The organism is Streptomyces sp. NPDC092369, assembly GCF_044755245.1.
Taxonomy (GTDB): Bacteria; Actinomycetota; Actinomycetes; order Streptomycetales; family Streptomycetaceae; genus Streptomyces.
In genome coordinates this window covers 182,458-201,106 of the sequence record NZ_JBIVQP010000008.1, presented here as the reverse complement: position 1 = coordinate 201,106, position 18,649 = coordinate 182,458, and the positions used below count along the sequence as shown (strand labels likewise).

Annotated in this window: 6 protein-coding genes; all 6 read right to left on the bottom strand. The window is 72.5% G+C overall.

Annotated features, from left to right (window positions below):
- Window positions 1-1,537, bottom strand: a 1,537-nt coding sequence (locus ACIQI8_RS38865) for an acyl-CoA dehydrogenase family protein (RefSeq protein ID WP_402361839.1), incomplete at its 3' end; no start/stop codon positions are given.
- Complete coding sequence (locus ACIQI8_RS38860) at window positions 1,534-3,144, bottom strand: PfaD family polyunsaturated fatty acid/polyketide biosynthesis protein (protein ID WP_402361836.1); 1,611 nt, start codon at window positions 3,142-3,144, stop codon at window positions 1,534-1,536. The genes ACIQI8_RS38865 and ACIQI8_RS38860, both read right to left, overlap by 4 nt.
- 24 nt (window positions 3,145-3,168) lie before the next feature.
- Entirely contained in the window at window positions 3,169-10,752 is a 7,584-nt protein-coding gene (locus tag ACIQI8_RS38855; protein WP_402361833.1) for a beta-ketoacyl synthase N-terminal-like domain-containing protein, read from the bottom strand.
- Window positions 10,753-10,775: 23 nt separating this feature from the next.
- Window positions 10,776-17,429, bottom strand: coding sequence for an SDR family NAD(P)-dependent oxidoreductase (locus ACIQI8_RS38850; RefSeq protein ID WP_402361830.1), 6,654 nt, complete (start codon window positions 17,427-17,429; stop codon window positions 10,776-10,778).
- Between the two features lie 53 nt (window positions 17,430-17,482).
- Window positions 17,483-18,391, bottom strand: a complete 909-nt coding sequence (locus ACIQI8_RS38845; RefSeq protein WP_402361827.1) for an alpha/beta fold hydrolase — start codon at window positions 18,389-18,391, stop codon at window positions 17,483-17,485.
- Window positions 18,375-18,641 (bottom strand): acyl carrier protein, encoded by a 267-nt coding sequence (locus ACIQI8_RS38840; RefSeq protein WP_124002631.1) that lies wholly within the window; start codon window positions 18,639-18,641, stop codon window positions 18,375-18,377. Before ACIQI8_RS38840 ends, ACIQI8_RS38845 begins: the two co-directional genes overlap by 17 nt.
- Between the last annotated feature and the right edge of the window lie 8 nt (window positions 18,642-18,649).

Below are 18,649 nucleotides of genomic sequence, written 5' to 3'. Positions count from 1 at the left end.
GTGCCGGGGCGGGAGCCGGGGCCGGAGCCGGAGCCGGAGCCGGGGCGGGAGCCGGGGCCGGAGCCGGAGCCGGAGCCGGGGCGGGAGCCGGGGCCGGAGCCGGAGCCGGAGCCGGGGCGGGAGCCGGGGCCGGGGCCGGGGCGGGAGCCGGGGCCGGGGCGGGAGCCGGAGCCGGGGCCGGGGCGGGAGCCGGGGCCGGGGCCGGGGCTCGGGCCGGGGCCGGGGTCGGGGTCGGGGTCGGGGTCGGCGGCACAGTGGCGGCCCGGGCGGAGGTGGCGGCCGAGGCCACGGCGGTCTCCGATGCCGTGATGTCCCCTGGGACGAACGCCGTTGCATATCCAGGGAGTTGGACTGCGATCGCCCGCAGAACCCCGAAGGGACTCGTGTCGATGGTTTCGACGATCTCGTTGTCCCGTCGGGCCTTGTCGAGGACGGCGCCAGGGCCGTGGGCCAGGACGGCTCGGGCGCCGAGGAGGGTGCGGGAGCGGGCGATGGACGAGGAGGTCAGCCGGGTGGCCACCCGCTTCACCACCGAGGAGCACAGGCCGAACGTGCCCGGGGAGAGGTGGACGTAGCGGGCCGCTGTCAGGGAGAGCAGGTCCGCCGCGAACAACTCCGCCGCAGCGACGCCCAGTTCACGTGAGCCGTACCCCGTGTCGGCGACGCGGACGCCGCCGACCCGCCGTTCACGGGTGAACCGCAGAGCCGTACGAAGAGCCGTGTCGGCGGTGGCCAGGCAGGCCCCGGTGCTGAGCAGACGCACCACCTGTTGGGCCCGCATCGCTCCCGCGAGGCCACCGCCCACGGCTCCGATCACCGCCGCCCGCGGCACCGGAGTCCCTTCGAAGACCAGGTCGGCGAAGTCGATCCCGCGCATCCCGGTGACGGGTTGCGCGGGTTGCCGCCGCACCCGGTGGGCCAGCTCGCGCGGCCCGAGCAGCACGGCCGTGAAGGCGGCCGGTCCGCGTTCCGCCGTACGGGCCACCACGACCGCCGCGTCGGCGCCGGCGCCCCGCCCGACGAGCCATTTGCGGCCCCAGAGCCGGTAATCGTCGCCCGTCGGGGCGAGCCGGGCCTCGCCCGCGAGGACGTCGCTGCCGGCCTGTTCCTCGGAGAGCGCGAAGGCGATCGTCCGCCCCTCCTGCACCCAGTCGGCGACGACCTTGGCCTGTTCGTCCGAGCCGGCCGCGAGGACCGTCAGCACGGCGGAGCAGGACAGCAGCGTGGCCGGCATCAGCGCGGCGTCGCGCCGGGCGGCCACCCGGACCAGGAGCAGCGTCTCGTCGAGCCCGCGCAGCGTGCCGCCCAGGGACGGCGGCAGATAGGCGAGCGGGAAGTCGACGGAGTCGAGGCGGGCGGCGAAGGCGTGCGGGAAGTATCCGCGTTCGTCCCGCTCCACTCCCGCGGCGAACCCGTAGACGTTCTCGACCCGCCAGGGATCGCCGAGCAGATCGTCGAGCCGCGCGACGGCGGCGAACTCGGCGGTCGCGACCGTATCTCCACAACTGCTCACGTCCGTACCTCCGGATCCGCTCATGGCCGTACCTCCAGGGCCTGGTCGGGCTGTGGTACCGGGTAGTCGGCGATCGCCGGGGAGAGGGCGAGGCCGGCCGCGCGCAGCAGCGAGAGGCGTTGGTGGAACGCGGCGCCGGTCATGATGTGGCGGGCGACGTCGGCGACGTGGCGGTTGCGCGGGGCGGCCAAGTAGGTGCCGCGGACCCAGGAGTTGAAGCTGCCCATCGCCGGACCGCACCAGATCTGGTAGTCGACGGCGCGGTCCGCCTCCCCCGTCTTGGCCCAGCGCGAGGCCATGCCCAGGTACCAGCGGAAGATCAGCGCGGCCCGCCGCTTGGGGCTGGCGGCGGCGCGGGCGAGCTGGTCGGGGTCGCGCCGCTCGAAGTAGCCGACGGTCTCCGCCCAGACGTCCTCCAGGGGGCGCCGGAAGAGCTGCGTCTCGATCCGTTTGCGGGCCGCCGCCGGGAGGTCGTCGATGCCGTCGTGGTCGCGGTAGAGCTCGTACAGGAGTCGGGCCCGCATCGGGAACAGGGTGCCGCGCTTGAGGACCTGGAGCTCCACGCCCATCTCGAACATGTCGGCCGCGGGTGCCATCTCGAAGTCGGCGAGGTCGGCCTGCGCGAGCATCTCCTTGACCTGGGTGGAGGTTCCGGCCTCGACGCAGGACTGGTTGACCGACCCGGTCACCACATAGTCGGCACCCATCGCGAAGGCCGCCCAGGCCGCCTCGGGGGTGCCGATGCCGCCGGCCGCACCGACCCGGATGCGCGTCGGGTACCCCAACTCCTTCATCAGGGCGTCCCGTTGACGCATCAGCACAGGCAGCTGCGCGGGCAGCGGGCGCCGGTCGGTGTGGCCGCCGGAGTCCGCCTCGACGGTGATGTCGTCGGCGAGCGGCACCCGTTCGGCAAGCCGGGCCTGCTCAGGGGTGATCGCGCCCTCCGCCACCAGCGCCCGCACCATCGCCTCGGGCGCGGGCCGGATGAACTGCTCCGCGATCTCCGTGCGCGAGATCTTGGCGATCACCTTGTTCTCCGCCACGACCCCGTGCGGTCCGCCCGCGCGCAGCCCGGCGAGCCGGTAGCGCACGATGTGCGGGGTGAGCCCGAGGAACGCGGACGCCTCGACGCAGGGCACCTTGTGGCGCAAGTACAGGTCCACGGCGGTGCGTTCGAGGCGCTCCTCGCTCGGGCTGTGGATCAGGTTGCAGGCGTACGGCAGCCCGGGGATCTCGGCGGCGAAGCGCCCCAGCGCCTGCTCCACCGCCTCGGGCAGCAGCCCGGCCGCCCCGTACGAGGCGAGGTAGCCGGCCCGTGCCATGGCGATCACCAGGTCCGCCGAGGCGATGCCGTTCGCCATCGCGCCGCTCATGTACGCCTCGCGCACGCCGTACGCGTCCAGGAAGGCGCCGCTGCCCATGCGTTCGGGTCCCGACGGCGGTACGGCGGCGATGACTTCGTGCTCCCCGCCCGCGTGCACGCGCCCGCCGACGGCCGCGCCGAGCCCGTAGCGCCCGCGCAGGATGTAGACGGCCTCGTCGAGACGCGCGAGCGCGTCCTGGATCCCGCTCTCGCCGACCGCCGGTGCCCCGGTCCCGCTCCACCGCGGCCGCGGCTGTTCGCTGCTCATGGACATGTCTCCTAGGGGTGGCCGCTAGTCGTGGTGGATCTCGATGGCGATGTCGTCGAGGCGGTAGATCCGCAGGGTCGACTTCCAGACGTGGGCGGTGCCGAGGAGGACGATCCGGCCGGGTTCGCGGCGGACCTCCTTGACGTGGACGTCGAACTCCATGTCGGGGTCGGTGCGCAGGATCTGGCCCCGGTAGCTCCACTTCGTCTCGGTGCCGGAGCTGAGGGCGAAGCGCGGGTTGCGCAGCCCGTCGGTCAGGCCGCTCTCGACGGCGTACACCTGGAGCCCCTGCAGCAGCGCCTCGACGCCGAGCGAGCCGGGCATGACCGGGTCGCGGTGGAAGTGGCAGGAGAAATACCACTCGTCGGGCCGGATGGAGCGGTGGCCGCGCAGATAGCCCTGCCCGTGCTCGCCGCCGCCGGGCAGGATGTCCAGCCACTCGACGAGGTCCAAGTGCCCACCGGCCAGGCGCGGTCCGTGCCGGGCGGGCTCGACGGACCGGTAGGCACGCAGGTCGACTCGCCGTGTTCCGGGCGGCCTCGATGCCTGGGTGTCCAGCCAGGGCAGTACGTGCTGTCCCTTGTCGAGGCCGACCTGGTGGGCGAGCGCCTTCTCGTTGAAGTACCCGAAGAGGGACTCGCCGGTGTAGAACACCTCGCCGTCGCAGGAGAGTTCGTAGGAGAAGTTCTGCAGGATCGAACCGGGCATCCGGTCGCTGGACAGCAGGGTGGAGCGGTGCTGGATGGTCTTTCCGCGCAGGTCGAGGTCCTTGACGAGAGTGGCGTGGCCGTCCAGGTTGCGGATGCTGAACTGCTCCTCGGGGTAGGGCAGGGTGGCGCCGAGGTAGTAGCCGAGGAGGATGGCCGCCTGGAGGCTGGACTCCATGTAGACGCAGTTCGGCATGTACGGGTGGCCGTTGTCCGTGTAGTACCAGGCGTCCTCGGGCGCGTCGTACTCCGTCACCATCACCGCCCCGCGCTTCAGCGTTCCGCGCGTGCCCTCCAGCTTCATCACCCGGTCGACGAACAGGAAGTCGCCGTTGGGGATGTACGGGGCCCGGCTATCGGCGTAGACCTCGAACTCCGGTCCCATCGCGATCGCGAGGTCGCCCTTGGCGGCGTGCGCCATGTGGAACTCGTTGAGCAGGGCGGGCTCTCCGGTGGCCGGGGAGAGCCGGCCGAGGAAGTGCGGGATCGTGCCGGCGGTCTCCGGTCGGTACGGCGTACCCGGCTTCTCGCGCAGTCGGATGCCGAGGCCGGTGACGCCGATGGAGGGCGTGCCGTCGCGCAGGACGACCACGTCGGCGACGAGCGACGGGCGCGGCAGCAGGGTCAACTCGGTGATGTCGATGCGGTATTCGATCCGGCTGTTGCGCGGCGTGATCTGCCCGCGCACCTTCACCTCGGTCCGCAGGTCCGGCACCGGCTGGAAGCGGGCGTCGGGGAGCGTGAGGTGCAGGCCGAGCGAGAGAGCGTACAACTCCAGGAGCTGGACGGCGCCTTCGGCGACGAGCGAGCCGGCGAGTACGGGGTCGTCGGGAAAGTGGCTGGTGAAGTACCACGCGTCGGGCTGGAGTTCCTTGACGGCCTCGATCCGCCCCAGCCCGTGCGGGCCGCCCTTGCGATCCAGGACGGTGACCTCGTCCGCCATCAGCAGCGGGCGGGCAGGCAGGCGCAGGGAGGTGTTGCAGCCGGGGGGCTGGCGGTGGCCCGGTCCGAAGACGTCGGCGATGCGCCCCTCGGAGAGGGCGTCGAGGTCGGCGGCGGAGAGGGCGGTGCGGTGGGTGGGGGCGAGCGGCTTGAACGCCGAACGCCCGGGATCCGGCGTGGCCTTGAGACCGGGCGCCACCCGCCCCTGCACCAGCCCGGGCGAACTCTCCAGCTCCTCGTCCGTGAAGAACCCGGCGCAGGCGTTGTTGAGCTTGAGGATCAACTCGCCGTCGGCGTAGCAGTCGTAGTGGAAGAAGAAGAGCAGAGTGTCGCCCTGGCGCACGAACTGGTCGATCCAGATGTCGTAGCGCAGGGTCTGCCCGGTGCGCGGCAGGTCGCCGACGAAGCTGAGGCTGCTGTCGAGGAGCCGGTAGACGCGGTTGCCCCGGTTGGTGAAGTCCGCGCCGAGATAGCTGATCAGCAGCAGGTCGCACTGGCCGGCCTCGATCGTGACGGCGGGCGGCACCTGCCCGTCGACGGCGTACCAGGCATCCTGCGGCACGTCGTACTCGGTGCGGATGAAGGAGGGCTTGAACTCACCCGGCTCGGCGTCGAGTTGGGTGACGCGGGTGGCGAAGAGATAGGGCGGGGCGGGCAGTCGTACGCGCCGCTGGTACCCGTCGATCCGGGCGAACCGGGGCCCGAAGACGTTGCCGACCTTGCCGGTCGCGAATTCGAGGAGGTCTTCCTCGTCCCAGACGACGCCTTCGGGCTTGGGGCGGTTGGAGCGGGCCGCCGACGTCTGCTCGGAACCAGGGAATGCCACAGCCGGGACGACCGGCTCCACGCCGGGTTCGACGACCGGCTCGACGACGACCGCGGCGGCCGGCTCGGTGACGGTCTCGGCAACCGGCGCGGCCGTCGCCGCCGTCGACAGCACGGCGACCAGTTCCTCCCGCAACTCCCGCTGGGCTTCCAGGACTTCCTGATGCGCCTCCAGAATCTCGGCACGCAGGCTGCGCACGAGGGCGAGGGTGGAGGCGTGGTCACTCGCGGCTCGCGCCGACGGCTCCGGCTCCGGCCTCGGCTGCGGTTGCACCGCCGGCGGCACGGGCAGGGGCGCGCCGAAGATCGCCGGGCGGTGGGGCACATCAGGGCGCGGAGCCGGTGGCGGTACGGCGTCCAGGGGCCGTGCCGGGACCGCGCCGGCGGGCACCATCGTGATCGGTTCCCGCTCCAGCGTCAGCGCGGGTACGGGCGGACCGTCGGGGCGGATCGGCATCGCGGTGTCCCATTCCGTGGGGTGGGGTTCCGGGTGGGGGAACTCCTGGGCAGGCAAGGCCGGCGCGGGGGCCGGGGTCGGTTCGGGTGCCAACTCCCCGAGCGGCACAGGCGGTTTCGACGCCGGATCCGAGACCGGCTCGATGAGCGGCACGTCGCGGACGGGACGCGGCTCGGACAGCACCCCCGCTGCCACGGGCACCTGCACCAGCGCGGGCACCGGCACCGGTTCGGCGACCGGCACGACAGACGCAGGCAACGGCTCGGTGGACGACGTGGTGAGGACGGGAGTCGGGACGCCCACCTCCACGCGCTCCCTCACCGGAACCCGCCGAATCGCCCCGACGATCCCCTCGGCCCCCCTCGCCACCAGGGGAGCAACTGGCTCTCCGCCCACCGGGAACATGCGCAGACCCAGCGGGCGTCGGGCGGCCGTCGTGCGGGGGCGGAACGGGGTCAGGTCCACCGGGACGCCGTGCGCGGCGAGGCGGGCGACCAGGCGGGCGATGTCCGTGGCGCCGCGGGCGCCCCGGCGGTCGACCGGGACCGAGATGTGCGGCGCGTCCGCGAGGGTTTCGTGGATCCAGCGGGTGCAGGTGCTGGAGGGGCCGACCTCGATGAAGGCGCGGAAGCCGTCGTCGTAGGCGCGGCGGATGAGGCGCGGGAAGTCGACCGTCTCGCGGAGGGTGATGGCGATGTTGTGCGCGACGGTGTCCTGGTCGAGGTCGCCGACGGGGGCGTAGTGCCGGCTGCTGTAGAGGACGAGGTCGCCGACGTCGCCGGTGGGGTAGCGGTTGAGGTCGGCCAGTTCGTTGAGGTCGCCGTCCACCACCGGGCAGTGCATGACGTGATTCGCGGGTGAGCGTGCGCTGCGGCAGCCCAACGTGTCGATCAGGTCGCGGCACTGGGCCGGATCGCCCGCGACGACGACCTCGTCGGGAGTGTTGACGTGGGTGATGAAGACCCGGTCGTAGCGGGTGACCGCCTCGCGGACGTCGTCCGCCGGGGCGAGCAGCACATGCGTGGCCCACACCGCCGCGTCGGGCACGTCGTCGCCGAGATGCCACAGCGCACGGACTGTCTTCTTCGGTCCCCGCAACCGGTCCACGAACAGCGGCGACGCGTCGATCTTCGCCGTCCCCCGAGCCTCCTTGATCCAGCCGCCGGTCGCGAACAGCATGCTGCTCTCACCGAGGCTGTATCCGAACGCCCCGTGCACCGGCACCCCGAGCACCTCACGCACCAGGTCCGTCGACAGCAGCGCGTAACTCGTGCCGACGGCCAGCATCAAGGGAATGTCCTCGATCAACTCGGCCTCGCGGCGCATCAGTTCACGCCGGTCGAGCGGCCCGAGGGCCCGCGGGTACAGCGCGGCCGAGCGAAGCATCTCGGCGGGCAGCTCGGCCTGCGCCTCGAAGCGCGGCAACAGGCCGGGGAAGGCCCGGAAGAGCGCACGGCCCAGGCCGAGATACGAGTTGAAGGCGCCGGGGTACACCAGCGCCGTCTTCGTGCCGGGCCCACCCGCGGGCCGCGCCGCGAAGCAGCTCCCGGACGGCGAGGTCCACTCGCCCCCGGCCCGGTACACACCCGGCAGATCCTTCGCCGCCTGCTCCAACTGCCGTACGAGACCGGCCGGATCGTCGGCGACCAGTACGGCCTTCAGGGCGGCCGGCCGGTCCTCCGCGAGCGCGGCCCAGTCGCCGCCGTCCTCCACGGCGGCACGGACCTCCCCCAACCGCCGTACCAGCGTGTCGATGTCGTCGGCGCCGACGGGCACGACGAGGCTCCCGCCCGAGCGCACCCAGTCGGTCGCCGCCACCTCGCCCCGCGTCTGCGCCCCGCCGAGCACGATGTGGGCGTGGCTGCCCGCGGTTCCGGTGACGCTGACGGAGGCGGTACGCCGCCCCTCGCGCCGTTCACGCAGCCAGGGCCGCGAGTCGGTGGCGAGGAAGAAGGCAGACCCGGCGAGCCGGGCGCCGTCGACCCCGTCGGGGGCGATCGGCTGATACGCGTAGTGCAGGCACAGCGCGGCCCGGATGACGGAGGCCAGCGCCGAGGCGCAACCGGTCTCCCCCACCTGGGACTTGACCCCGCCGAGCGCGGTCCGCAGCAGCCCGCCGACCCGTACGCCCGTCCAGACGCGGGCGAGTCCTTCGACCACCTCTTCGCGCACGGCCCCGGCCTCGACCAGCTCGACGTCGGCCGGTGTCACCCCGGCGGCGGCCAGCGCGTCCTCGGCCGCGGCGGCCACGAGGTCGGGGGCGGGCCGCGGGTCGAGGGTGGGCGCGTGGTGGACGGCGAGGCCGTCGACAGTGGCGTACACGGTGCGTTCGGGCGGAATGGAGCCGGGCCGGGTGACGACCACGGCTCCGGCGCCGTCGCCCAGCACGGTGCCGGGCTCCAGGATCGACCGGGCCAGTTGCGACTCGGGCCCCGCCGCCAGGTCGACGGCGCCGACCAGCACGGCCTCGACGCTCGGGTCGAGCAGCAGCAGCCGGGCGGTGTCGAGGGCGTCGACGCCGACGGCGCTGTCGGAGGAGACGGTGAAGGACGGGCCGGTGAGGTTCCACAGGGAGGAGATCCGCGCGGCCATGATGTTGCCGATGTAGCTGAGGACCTCGTTGGCCTCGATGGAGTCGTGGATACCGTCCCGGGCGGCCTTGGTCAGCGCGGCCAACTGCTCGTCCGTGGGGTCGAGTCCGGCCGCCGCGCACCAGGCGGCGAGCTTGCGCCCGAGCGCGTACCGGGCGCCGTGGCCCTCCGCGCTGGGCTCCATCTCCATGCCGAGGACGACGGCGACCCGCCGCCCCTTGGCCCCGGGCCCCGGACGCTCGTACCCGGCGTCCTTCAACGCCTCCTCGGCGACCCGCATCATCAGCAGGTGCTGCTGGTTGAAGTGGTCGAGGTCGTTGGGCGGGATGCGGTAGGAGGTGGCGTCGGCCTCGAAGCCGTCGAGGTAGGCCGCCTTCGGGACAAAGTCATGGGCCAGACCGGCTCGTTCCAGCGGCCCGCCCGGCGCCGACTCGAACCCGCGCCAGCGGTTCGGAGGCAACTCCCGTACACCGCTGATGCCTTCGTACCCGGCTCGCTCGAACGCGTCGAGCGTGCTGAAGGAGCCGAAGTGGGCGCCCATGCCGATGATGGCCAGGCTCGGCGGCTTCGTGCGCTCGGTGTCGTCGGTGGCGGGCCGCGTGGCCTGCTCCGAGGCCGACTCCGGCCGCGATACCGACACCGACCCCGACACCGACTCCGGCGCCGACAGGACGACGTGCGCGTTCGTGCCGCCGAAGCCGAACGCCGAGACGGCGGCCCGGCGTACGCCGTCGGTGGTGGCCGGCCAGGGCGTGGGTTCGCGGACGACCCGGTCCGCCACCGTGCCGGGCAGCGGTACGGCCACGCCGGTGGTCGGCGGGATGACACCGCGGCCGAGCGCCAGGACGACCTTGACCAGGCTGCTCATGCCGGCCGCGGTCAGCAGGTGACCGATGTTGCCCTTGACCGAGCCGAGCAGCGGGCCGCGCCCGAAGTACCGTTCCACGCCGTCGAGTTCGGTGCGGTCGCCCAGCGGGGTACCGGTGGCGTGGCACTCGACGTACTGGACGTCCCGCGGCTCGATGCCCGCCTCGCGGTAGGCGAGTTCGTACGCGGCGAGCTGGCCGGTGACGTTGGGGACGAGCAGATGCTTTCCGGGGCCGTCGTTGCCGAGCGAGACCGAGTCGATCACGGCGTAGACCCGGTCGCCGTCCCGTCGGGCGTCGGCGAGCCGCTTCAGGGCGACCATGGCGGCGCCCTGCCCGGTGATGATGCCCTTGGACCGGGCGTCGAAGGGCTGGCTGAAGCCGTCCGGCGGATAGGCGTGCAGGTCGGAGAAGGAGAGGTGGATGACGGTCGGGTCGGGCGCGCAGACCCCGCCCGCCAGCATCACGTCCGCTCCCCCGGTGGCCAGTTGGGCGCAGGCGAGCTGGATCGCGTAGAGCGCCGAGGAACAGGCGGCGTCGAGGGTATGGCGCGGACCGTCGAGGCCGAGGGCGGCGGCCACGACGTGGGCGGGAAGGCCGCCGGGCCAGAGGTTGTGGGCGTCGGCCGGGTTGCGGGGATCGCCTGAACTTCCGTCGCCGGAGGGGCCGTTGGAGCCCGCAGGACCAAGGTCCCCTTGGCTCCGGTCCCTGGCCGGGCTGCCGTCCTCCGCACCGGACGGCAGCCCGGCCGCGGAGAAGCCGGCCGCCGCGAGGCCCTCGTAGACCGCGGCGTCCCACAGCTTCCCCGCTGTGCGGCCGGAGGACGGCGTGGGGAAGGGGTAGTTCCCGAACACCACGCCGGTCCTCCGCCCGACTCCCCGGCCGGCCGCGGCAGCGGGGGATGCACCCGCGTCGGCCAGGGCGTTGTCGGCAACCCGGAGCGCCCAGTGGAACGAGCGGTCCAGGCCTGCCAGGTAGTCGGCGGGCAGTGCGTACGCGGCCGGGTCGATGACCTCGCCGGCTTCCACGAATCCGCCGCGCGTGCAGTAGATGCGGTGCCGGTCCGCGTTCTCGTCCTCGGCCAGCGGATCGTGCCCGAAGATCCGCTCGCCGCCCTCGGTGCGCGAATCGACCGCGCCCATCAGGTTGTTCCAGTAGGTGTCCGGCGTGGCCGCCCCCGGGAAGAGGCACGACAGTCCGACGATCGCGTACTTGCCCATGACCGATCAGCCTCCGAGCGTCGTCAGACCGAAACCGCGGCCCGGCCCGGCTGCCGGAAGCGGCTCTCCAACTCCGCGTCCTCGACCGCGACCACGTCCCGCAGGACCGCCAGCACGCGGCCTCGCGGATCGAGAGCGGTCACCGTGCAGGTCACACCGGTCCGGCCGGGCCTGATGTCCTCGACGGCGATCAGGAAGTCCCCGTCGGAGGGCAGGGGTTCGAACAGACTCAGGCGGCCGATCTCCATGGGCAGGCAGGCCCGCCCGCGCCGTTCGCGCACCCAGACCAGCACGGCCTGGAGCAACAGGTCGGCGAGGACCGGACTGTGCAGCCGCCCGTGGTAACCGCCGTGGGCGGGACGGGAGTCGGCCAACCGGGCGCGCACCAGCAGCCGTTGCTCGTCGACCGACAGCACCGAGCGCAGTCCGCGCAGCGAGGGCCCGTGGAAGAGCGTGCCGTCGCGGTACAGCGGCGCCGCGTCCCGTCCGGCCGAACTCCCCGCCAGGGACGCCAGATCGGTGCGGTCCGCGGGCCGCGGCCCGGCGGCGCCGGTGCTCAGCCGAACGCTGTACGCGGGCCGGCTGCGCCCGCCGCTGTCCACGGAGGACGCGAGTACGTCGACTCCGACCCCGCCCGCGGCGGGCTCGACGGCCAGCCGCAACCGCTGGGGCTGCTGCCCGTCGGGCTCGTCCCACGAGACGCCCTTGAACACCTTGAACCCGCTCGCCCCGGTGACGGCCTCGCCGGTCGCCGTCTCGATCGCGTTGGCCAGCACGCCGAGGGCCGCCGTGGCGGGCAGCACCCGTCGGTCGCCGATGGTGTGGTCGGCCAGCAGCGGTTCGTCGACCAGGTCGGACAGGGTCCGGTCGACCACCAGCGGGGCGAACCCGGCACCCTGCGCCTCGGGCGGCGCGGACAGCGGGGTGAGCGGGCCGGTGACGATCACCGTGTCGTGCGCGTGGGCGGCCGTGAACTGCTCGGCGAACATGCCCGCGCCGGTCGCCAGCGGCACCAGCGCGATCCCGCGCTGCGCGAACATCGCCCGCAGGTCGTCGGAGACCATCCCACCGTCCCACGCACCCCAGTTCATCGCGGTGACGCGCGCGGTGGGCAGTTCCCGCTTCAGCCGTACGGCGATACGGTTCAACGCCTCGTTGGCCATGGCGTAGTCGGACTGTCCGCGGTTGCCGAAGAACCCGGCGACGGAGGAGAACAGCACCAGGTGCCGCAACTCGGCGATACCGCGCAGGACATCGAGCACATTGCCGAGACCGAGCAGCTTGGTCGCCAGCACCCGGCGGATCTCCTCGGCGGACTTCTGCGCGACGAGCCGGTCGGCCAGTACGCCCGCCCCGTGCACGACACCGGTGACGCGACCGGCGTACGGCGTCAGCACGCGGCGCGTCTCGGCGGCGTCGGTGATGTCGACGGCGAGGTACTCGACGCGGGCGCCGGTGGCGGTGAGCCGGGCGAGGTTCGCGGCGATCTCACGAGAGGCCGTGATCTCCCTGAACTCGGCTTCCACGGCACGGGGGTTGGGTTTCTGCCCGCCCTGCGCCGCGCGTCGCGCGATCAGCCCGCGCAACGCCGGTCCCTCGGTGCCGACGGCCCACTCGGGCTCGGGCGCCGGGCGACTGCGCCCGAGCAGCAACAGTCCGGCCGGCCGCGCCGAGACGAGCGCGTGCAGGCAGTCGGCGGTGATACCGCGGGCTCCGCCGGTGACCACCAGCAGGTCGTCCGCGGTGATCTCGGGAACGGCCGCCGCGCGTGCCTGATGCGGCTCGGCGGCGAGGGCGACGGTCCGACGTCCGGCCGCGTCGTGCGCCACGTCGGCGTGCGCGCGGGACAGGTCGTCGATCTCGCCGAGGAACCGGGCACCGACCGTGGTCAGCGCCAGCTCCGGCGCGAAGTCGACGGTGCGGACGAAGAGTTCGGGCGCCTCGATCGCGAGCGTCTTCACCAGCCCGGCGACCCCGCCGAGCAACGGCGAGGCGTCCCCGGCACCGCGATACCCGCTCGCCCCGTCGAGCCGCGTCACTGCGACGAACCCGGCCCGGGTCCCCTGCGCGGCAACCGCCTTCAACGCGGCCAGACCGTTCTTCGCCACCAAAAGGCAGTGCTCGAGCCGCCGCGTCCCCTCGGCCCAGTCGGGCCCGGCCGCGGCCGCCATCTGCACGACGAGGTCGACCCGCCCGCCGGTCAGATTCGCGGCGAGCTCCCCCTCGTCCCAACTCACCAGCCGCCGCTGGGCATCCGCCTCCGCCACGATGTTGTCCACCCCGGGCAACGACACGACCTCGACCCGCCACCCGTCGCCCCGCAGTGCCCCGGCGATCGGCCGGGTCAACAGGGATCCGTCGTCCACGACGACCGCGGTACGGGTCTCCGCGTAGGCGCCGACGAGGGTGTGGGGCGAGGCGATCTCCGTGACGTCGGCGTAGGTGCGGCCGATTCCGGGGGTGGGCGGGTAGGTGATGGTGAGGGGGGCGGTGGTTGCGGCGGGAGTGGTGGACTGGGGAGTCGACCCGGCGGACACCGTGGAGGCGAGGAACCCGGCGATGTCATCCAAGGTCCGCAGTTCCGCGAGCACTTCGGGGTCGACGTCTTCGGAGACCGGATACGACTCCTGCAACGCACCGAGGATCTGGACTCGCTTGATCGAGTCGATGCCCAAATCGGCCTCGACATCCATCCCAGGCTCCAACATCTCCACCGGATAGCCGGTCTTCTCCGCCACCGCGCCCAACAGCGCATCCATCACACCGGCGGCAACAGCCGAGGTGGCCACGGGAGCGGGCTCAGGTTCAGGTATGGACGCGAGAGCAGGTGGCGGTGCGGGAGTTGCTTCAGTGGACACCGTGGAGGCCAAGAACCCGGCGATGTCATCCAGGGTCCGCAGCTCCGCCAGCACCTCCGGATCGACGTCCTCCGACACCGGATACGACTCCTGCAACGCACCGAGAATCTGCACCCGCTTGATCGAGTCGATGCCCAAATCGGCCTCGACATCCATCCCAGGCTCCAACATCTCCACCGGATAGCCGGTCTTCTCCGCCACCGCGCCCAACAGCGCATCCATCACACCGGCGGCAACGGCCGAGGTGGCCACGGAAGCAGGCTCAGGTATCAGGGCAACGGGCTCAGGCGTCGGCTCAGGACTCGCCTCCGCAGGGATGGTGGAAGCGAGGAACCCGGCGATGTCATCCAGGGTCCGCAGCTCCGCCAGCACCTCCGGATCGACGTCCTCCGACACCGGATACGACTCCTGCAACGCACCCAGAATCTGCACCCGCTTGATCGAGTCGATGCCCAAATCGGCCTCGACATCCATCCCAGGCTCCAACATCTCCACCGGGTAACCGGTCTTCTCCGCCACCGCACCGAGCAGCGCATCCATCACACCGGCGGGGATGGCCGAGGCGGCGACAGGGACAGGTGCGGAAACGGGCTCGGGCTCGGGCACAGGATCGGGCTCAGATACAGGCTCGGGCTCGGGCACAACCGCTTCGACCTCGACAACCTGCTCCTCGAAGACCTGCTCCTCGACGACCTCCGCCTCGACAACTTCCTCCTCGACGGCCCTTTCCTCAACGGCCGCCCCCCGCAACGCTTCCAGCAGCAGCCGCGTGGAACGCTCGTGCGCTGCGCCGATCGTCGCGCCCTGCTCCCGGATGAGCCGCAGTGCGGCCTCCGTGTCGGGGTGGCCCCCGGCGCGTACGGACCGTTCCAGCTCACGCACCGACGCGTGCACCGTGTCCACGTGGGCGGTGAGGATCTCCGCCTGGAGGCCGAGCCCTTCGCGTACGGCGGACTCGATGCCGTCGGTGGGAGCGGCGGCGGCCACGGTCAGGGCCAACGGCTCCGACAGCGCGTCCCGGTACGCCGAACGCCGTTCCTGCGTCACGTAGTTGATCCCGCGCAGCGGAATGGTCATCCCCTTGCGGGCGGCCTGTTCGCGCCGGGGCTCCACGCGGTCGTCGAAGCCGACCAGGGGCAGGCCCAGCACCGCCAGTTCGATCGCCGCACGCTTCAGGGAGACCTCACTGTCCTTCGAGGGGCCGCCGTCCACCGCGAGGGTCACGACGTCCGTGCGGCCTTCGAGGATGCGGTCGACGAGGTCGGTCAGCACCCGCTTGGGGCCGAACTCGACGAAGACGCGGAATCCGTCGGCGTACATCTTCTCGATGCCGGAGACGAAGTCGACGGGCTGGAGCAACTGGTCCACGAGGGTTCGGCGGTTGGCCGCGGGGTCCGTGCCGTAGACGGAGCCGGGGGTGTTGGCGTAGACGGGGATCTCGGGGGCTTCCAGGCCGGTCGACTCCACGGCCTGGCGGAACGCGTCGGCCGCGTGGGCGACGAACCCGGTGTGGAAGGCGGCGGACACCGGCAGCCGCTTGGCCGGGATGCGGCGGCCCGAGACGTCGGCGACCAGGCGGTCGATCTCGTCGGTGGGGCCGCCGACGACGATCTGGCCGGGGGCGTTGATGTTGCAGATGGCCACGTTGCGGTAGGTGGCGACGAGGGCCTGGACGTCGGAGAGGGAGGCGCGGATGGCGGCCATCGCGCCGGGGTCGAAGTCGGCGGGGGCGTGCTCGGGCGGGGCCATCGAGGTGCCGCGGGCGCGGGCGAGCCGGGCGAACCGCTCGTCGTCGAGGGCGCCGGCCGCCCACAGCGCGGTGAGTTCGCCGAAGCTGTGGCCGATGACGCCGTCGGCGCGGAAGCCGAGTTCGCGCAGCCAGGTGTACTGGCCCGCGGAGAGCGCGCCGATGGCGGGCTGGGCGAAGTCGGTGCGGCGCAGGGCGGTTTCCTGCTCGCGGCGGACCGTGTCGGTGAAGGCGGGCGGCGGGAAGACCGTGCGGGCGAGGGTGTCGGGGCCCTCGGTCAGCCGGTTGGCCCGGTCGAACGCGGCGCGCAGGGGCGGCAGCGCGATGGCGGCCCGGCGGCCCATGCCGACGTACTGGCTGCCCTGGCCCGCGAAGACGGCGGCCGTCTTCACCGAGGTGGGCAGGGCAGCGCGGCGGTAGGTGATGCCCTTGGGGTGCTGCCAGGAGGGGGCGTCGGGGCGGGCGCGCAGCAACTCGACTGCCGTGGCGCGCAGTTCGGCGAACTCGGCGTCGCTGCGGGCGACGATGCCGATACGGGCGTCGGAGGCGGGGATCGCGCCGGACTCGTCGGTGGCGGCGCCGTTCTCGATGCGCAGGGCGAGCGCCTCGGGGCCGGCCGCGTGCCACAGGCCCCAACGGACCACCGGGCCGAGGGCCTTGGCGTCGTTGCCGTCGTGCTCCTCTAGGACCATGTGGAAGTTGGTGCCGCCGAAGCCGAACGAGGAGACCGCGGCCCGGCGTTTGTCGCGCGCCGGGTCCAGCACCCACGGGCGGGCCTCGGTGTTGACGTAGAACGGGGTGGTGGTGGGGTCGAGGGCGTCGCTGGGGGTCTCGACGTTGATGGTGGGCGGCAGGACCTTCTGGTGCAGGGCGAGGGAGAGCTTGATGAGGCTCGCGGCGCCCGCGGCGGCCTTGGTGTGCCCGATCTGGGACTTGACGCTGCCGATGGCGGCGTAGCCGTGGTCGTCGTTGCCGGCCGACACCACCGAGGAGAGGGCGGCGAGTTCGGTGTGGTCGCCGACCGCCGTGCCGGTGCCGTGCGCCTCGAAGAGCTCGATGGCGGAGACGGGCACGTCGGCGTCCTCGTAGGCGCGGCGCAGGGCGAGTTGCTGACCCTCGGCGCGCGGGGCGTAGATGCTCTTGAAGCGGCCGTCGCTGGAGGTGCCGATGCCGCGCAGCACGGAGTAGATGCGGTCGCCGTCGCGTTCGGCGTCGGCGAGGCGCTTGAGCGCCAGCATGCCGATGCCCTCGCCGATCAGCGTGCCGTCGGCGGACTCGTCGAAGGGGCGGATCTGCTGCGTCTTGGAGAAGGCCGGGGTCTTGCTGAAGCACATGTACATGAGGATCGTGTTCTCGGCGTCGCAGCCGCCGGTGATCATCATGTCGGCGCGGCCCTCGATGAGTTCGCTCACCGCGAGCTTCACGGCGGCCAGCGAGCTGGCGCAGGCGGCGTCGACCGTGCAGTTGGTGCCGCCGAGGTCGAAGCGGTTGGCGATCCGGCCGGCGACGACGTTGCCGAGCATGCCGGGGAAGGAGTTCTCCTCCCAGGGGATGTACGCCTTCTTGAACCGCTGCGCGATCTCCTCCGCGTCCGCCTCGCTCAGTCCGACGCTGCGCACGACCTCCTTGAGGACCGGGGTCTGCAGGCGCGCGGACAGCGGCTGGGTGAGGGAGTTGGCGCCGGTGATACCGAGGATCACGCCGGTGCGGGAGGCGTCGTACCAGTTGCTCTGGTCGGCGCCCGCGTCGCGCAGCACGTCGCGCGCCACGGTCAGGGAGAGCAGCTGGAGGATGTCGGTGACCTCAAGGGTGTTGGGCGGGAGCCCGAACTCCATGGGGTTGAAGGGGATTTCGGGCAGGAAGCCGCCGCGCCTGACGTAGGTCTTGTCCTCGGCCGCCGGGTCCGGGTCGTAGTAGTCGGCGGTGTTCCAGTGGCTCTCGGGAACGTCCTCGATGCAGTCCTCGGCGTCCACGATGTTGTGCCAGAACTCGCGCAGGTCGCGCGACTTGGGGAAGAGGCCCGCCAACCCGACGATCGCGATCGGTGTCTCGGCCAGACGTGAGTGCTGCACGGTGTTCCTCCGCTGGTGCTCTGTGTCTGCGGGTCGGGTGGGGGCGGACGTGTTCAGTCCGCCTGGGGCGGGGCAGTGGGCGGCGCGGCGAGCAGGGCGGCCAGCGCGGCGACGGTCTCCGGTTCGCCGAGCAGCGTGTAGTGGTCGCCCGGGACGGCCAGTTGACGCAGTGGTCGGCCGCTCAGCTCGGACCAGCCGAGATCGGGGCTGGCGGGCAGCAGCGAGCCCTCGGGCTTGACGAGCGTGACGGTGCGGTCGAGCGGGTCGGGCAGATAACCGGCGGTGCAGCGGTTGTTGCGGACCAGGCCCGCGTGGAAGGCGGTGAACAGCTTGCGCAGGCCCGCCTCTTGCGTGTCCGCGGGCAGCAGTCCCTGGGCGGTCGCGGCGGCGAGCAGGGTGGCGAGGTCGTCCTCGTCGGTGGGCACGAAGTCGAACCGGCGGCGCCGCTTGGCGCCCAGGTACATCGCGAACCAGTCGAGCAGGAGGGTCGGTTTCAAGGCGTCGTCGGCGGGCTGGAAGGCGGCGACCGGTGCGATGGAGTCGAGGACGACCAACCCGTCCACGACTTCGCCCCGGCCCTCGGCTTCGAGCTGTGCGGCGATCTCGTAGGCGACGACTCCCCCGAACGACCAGCCGATCAGCGTGAGGTGGCGTTCCGTGAGTGCGGCCGCGGTGAGTTCGGCCAGGCACTGGGCGGCGAGTTCGCGGACGCCGGGCACGGGTGCGGTCGGGTCGAGGGCGGCCATCGCGTAGGCGGGGACGTTGCCGAGGTCGCACAGGTGCGGTGCGCTGTCCTCGGGCAGCCTCGCCACGAGGTCCTGCCAGATGGTCGGCGGCAGCGCGCCCGGGTGGACGGCGCAGACCGTGCAGGCGGTCGGGCCCGCGGCGGTCCCCAGCGCCGTCAGCAGCGGGCGCCGCAGGGACCGCCGGTCCGCGACGGCCGTGTCAGGCCGTGGCGACATGGCGGTCGCTCTCCTCGGCGATGTGCTCCGACAGGGCGGCGATCGTCGGGTGGTACCAGAGCGCGGTGGCCTCCAGTTCGAAGCCGAGCCACTTCTCCAGTTCGCCCGCGAGGATCAGCGCCTCCGTGGAGTCGAGGTCGAACTCGTCGAAGTACCGCTCCGCGTCGATCTGTTCCTTGTCGACGCCGAGCCGGACCGCGAGCTTCTCGACCAGCCAGAGCCGGGCTTCGTCGGCGGTGACACGCTGCATGGGGATTC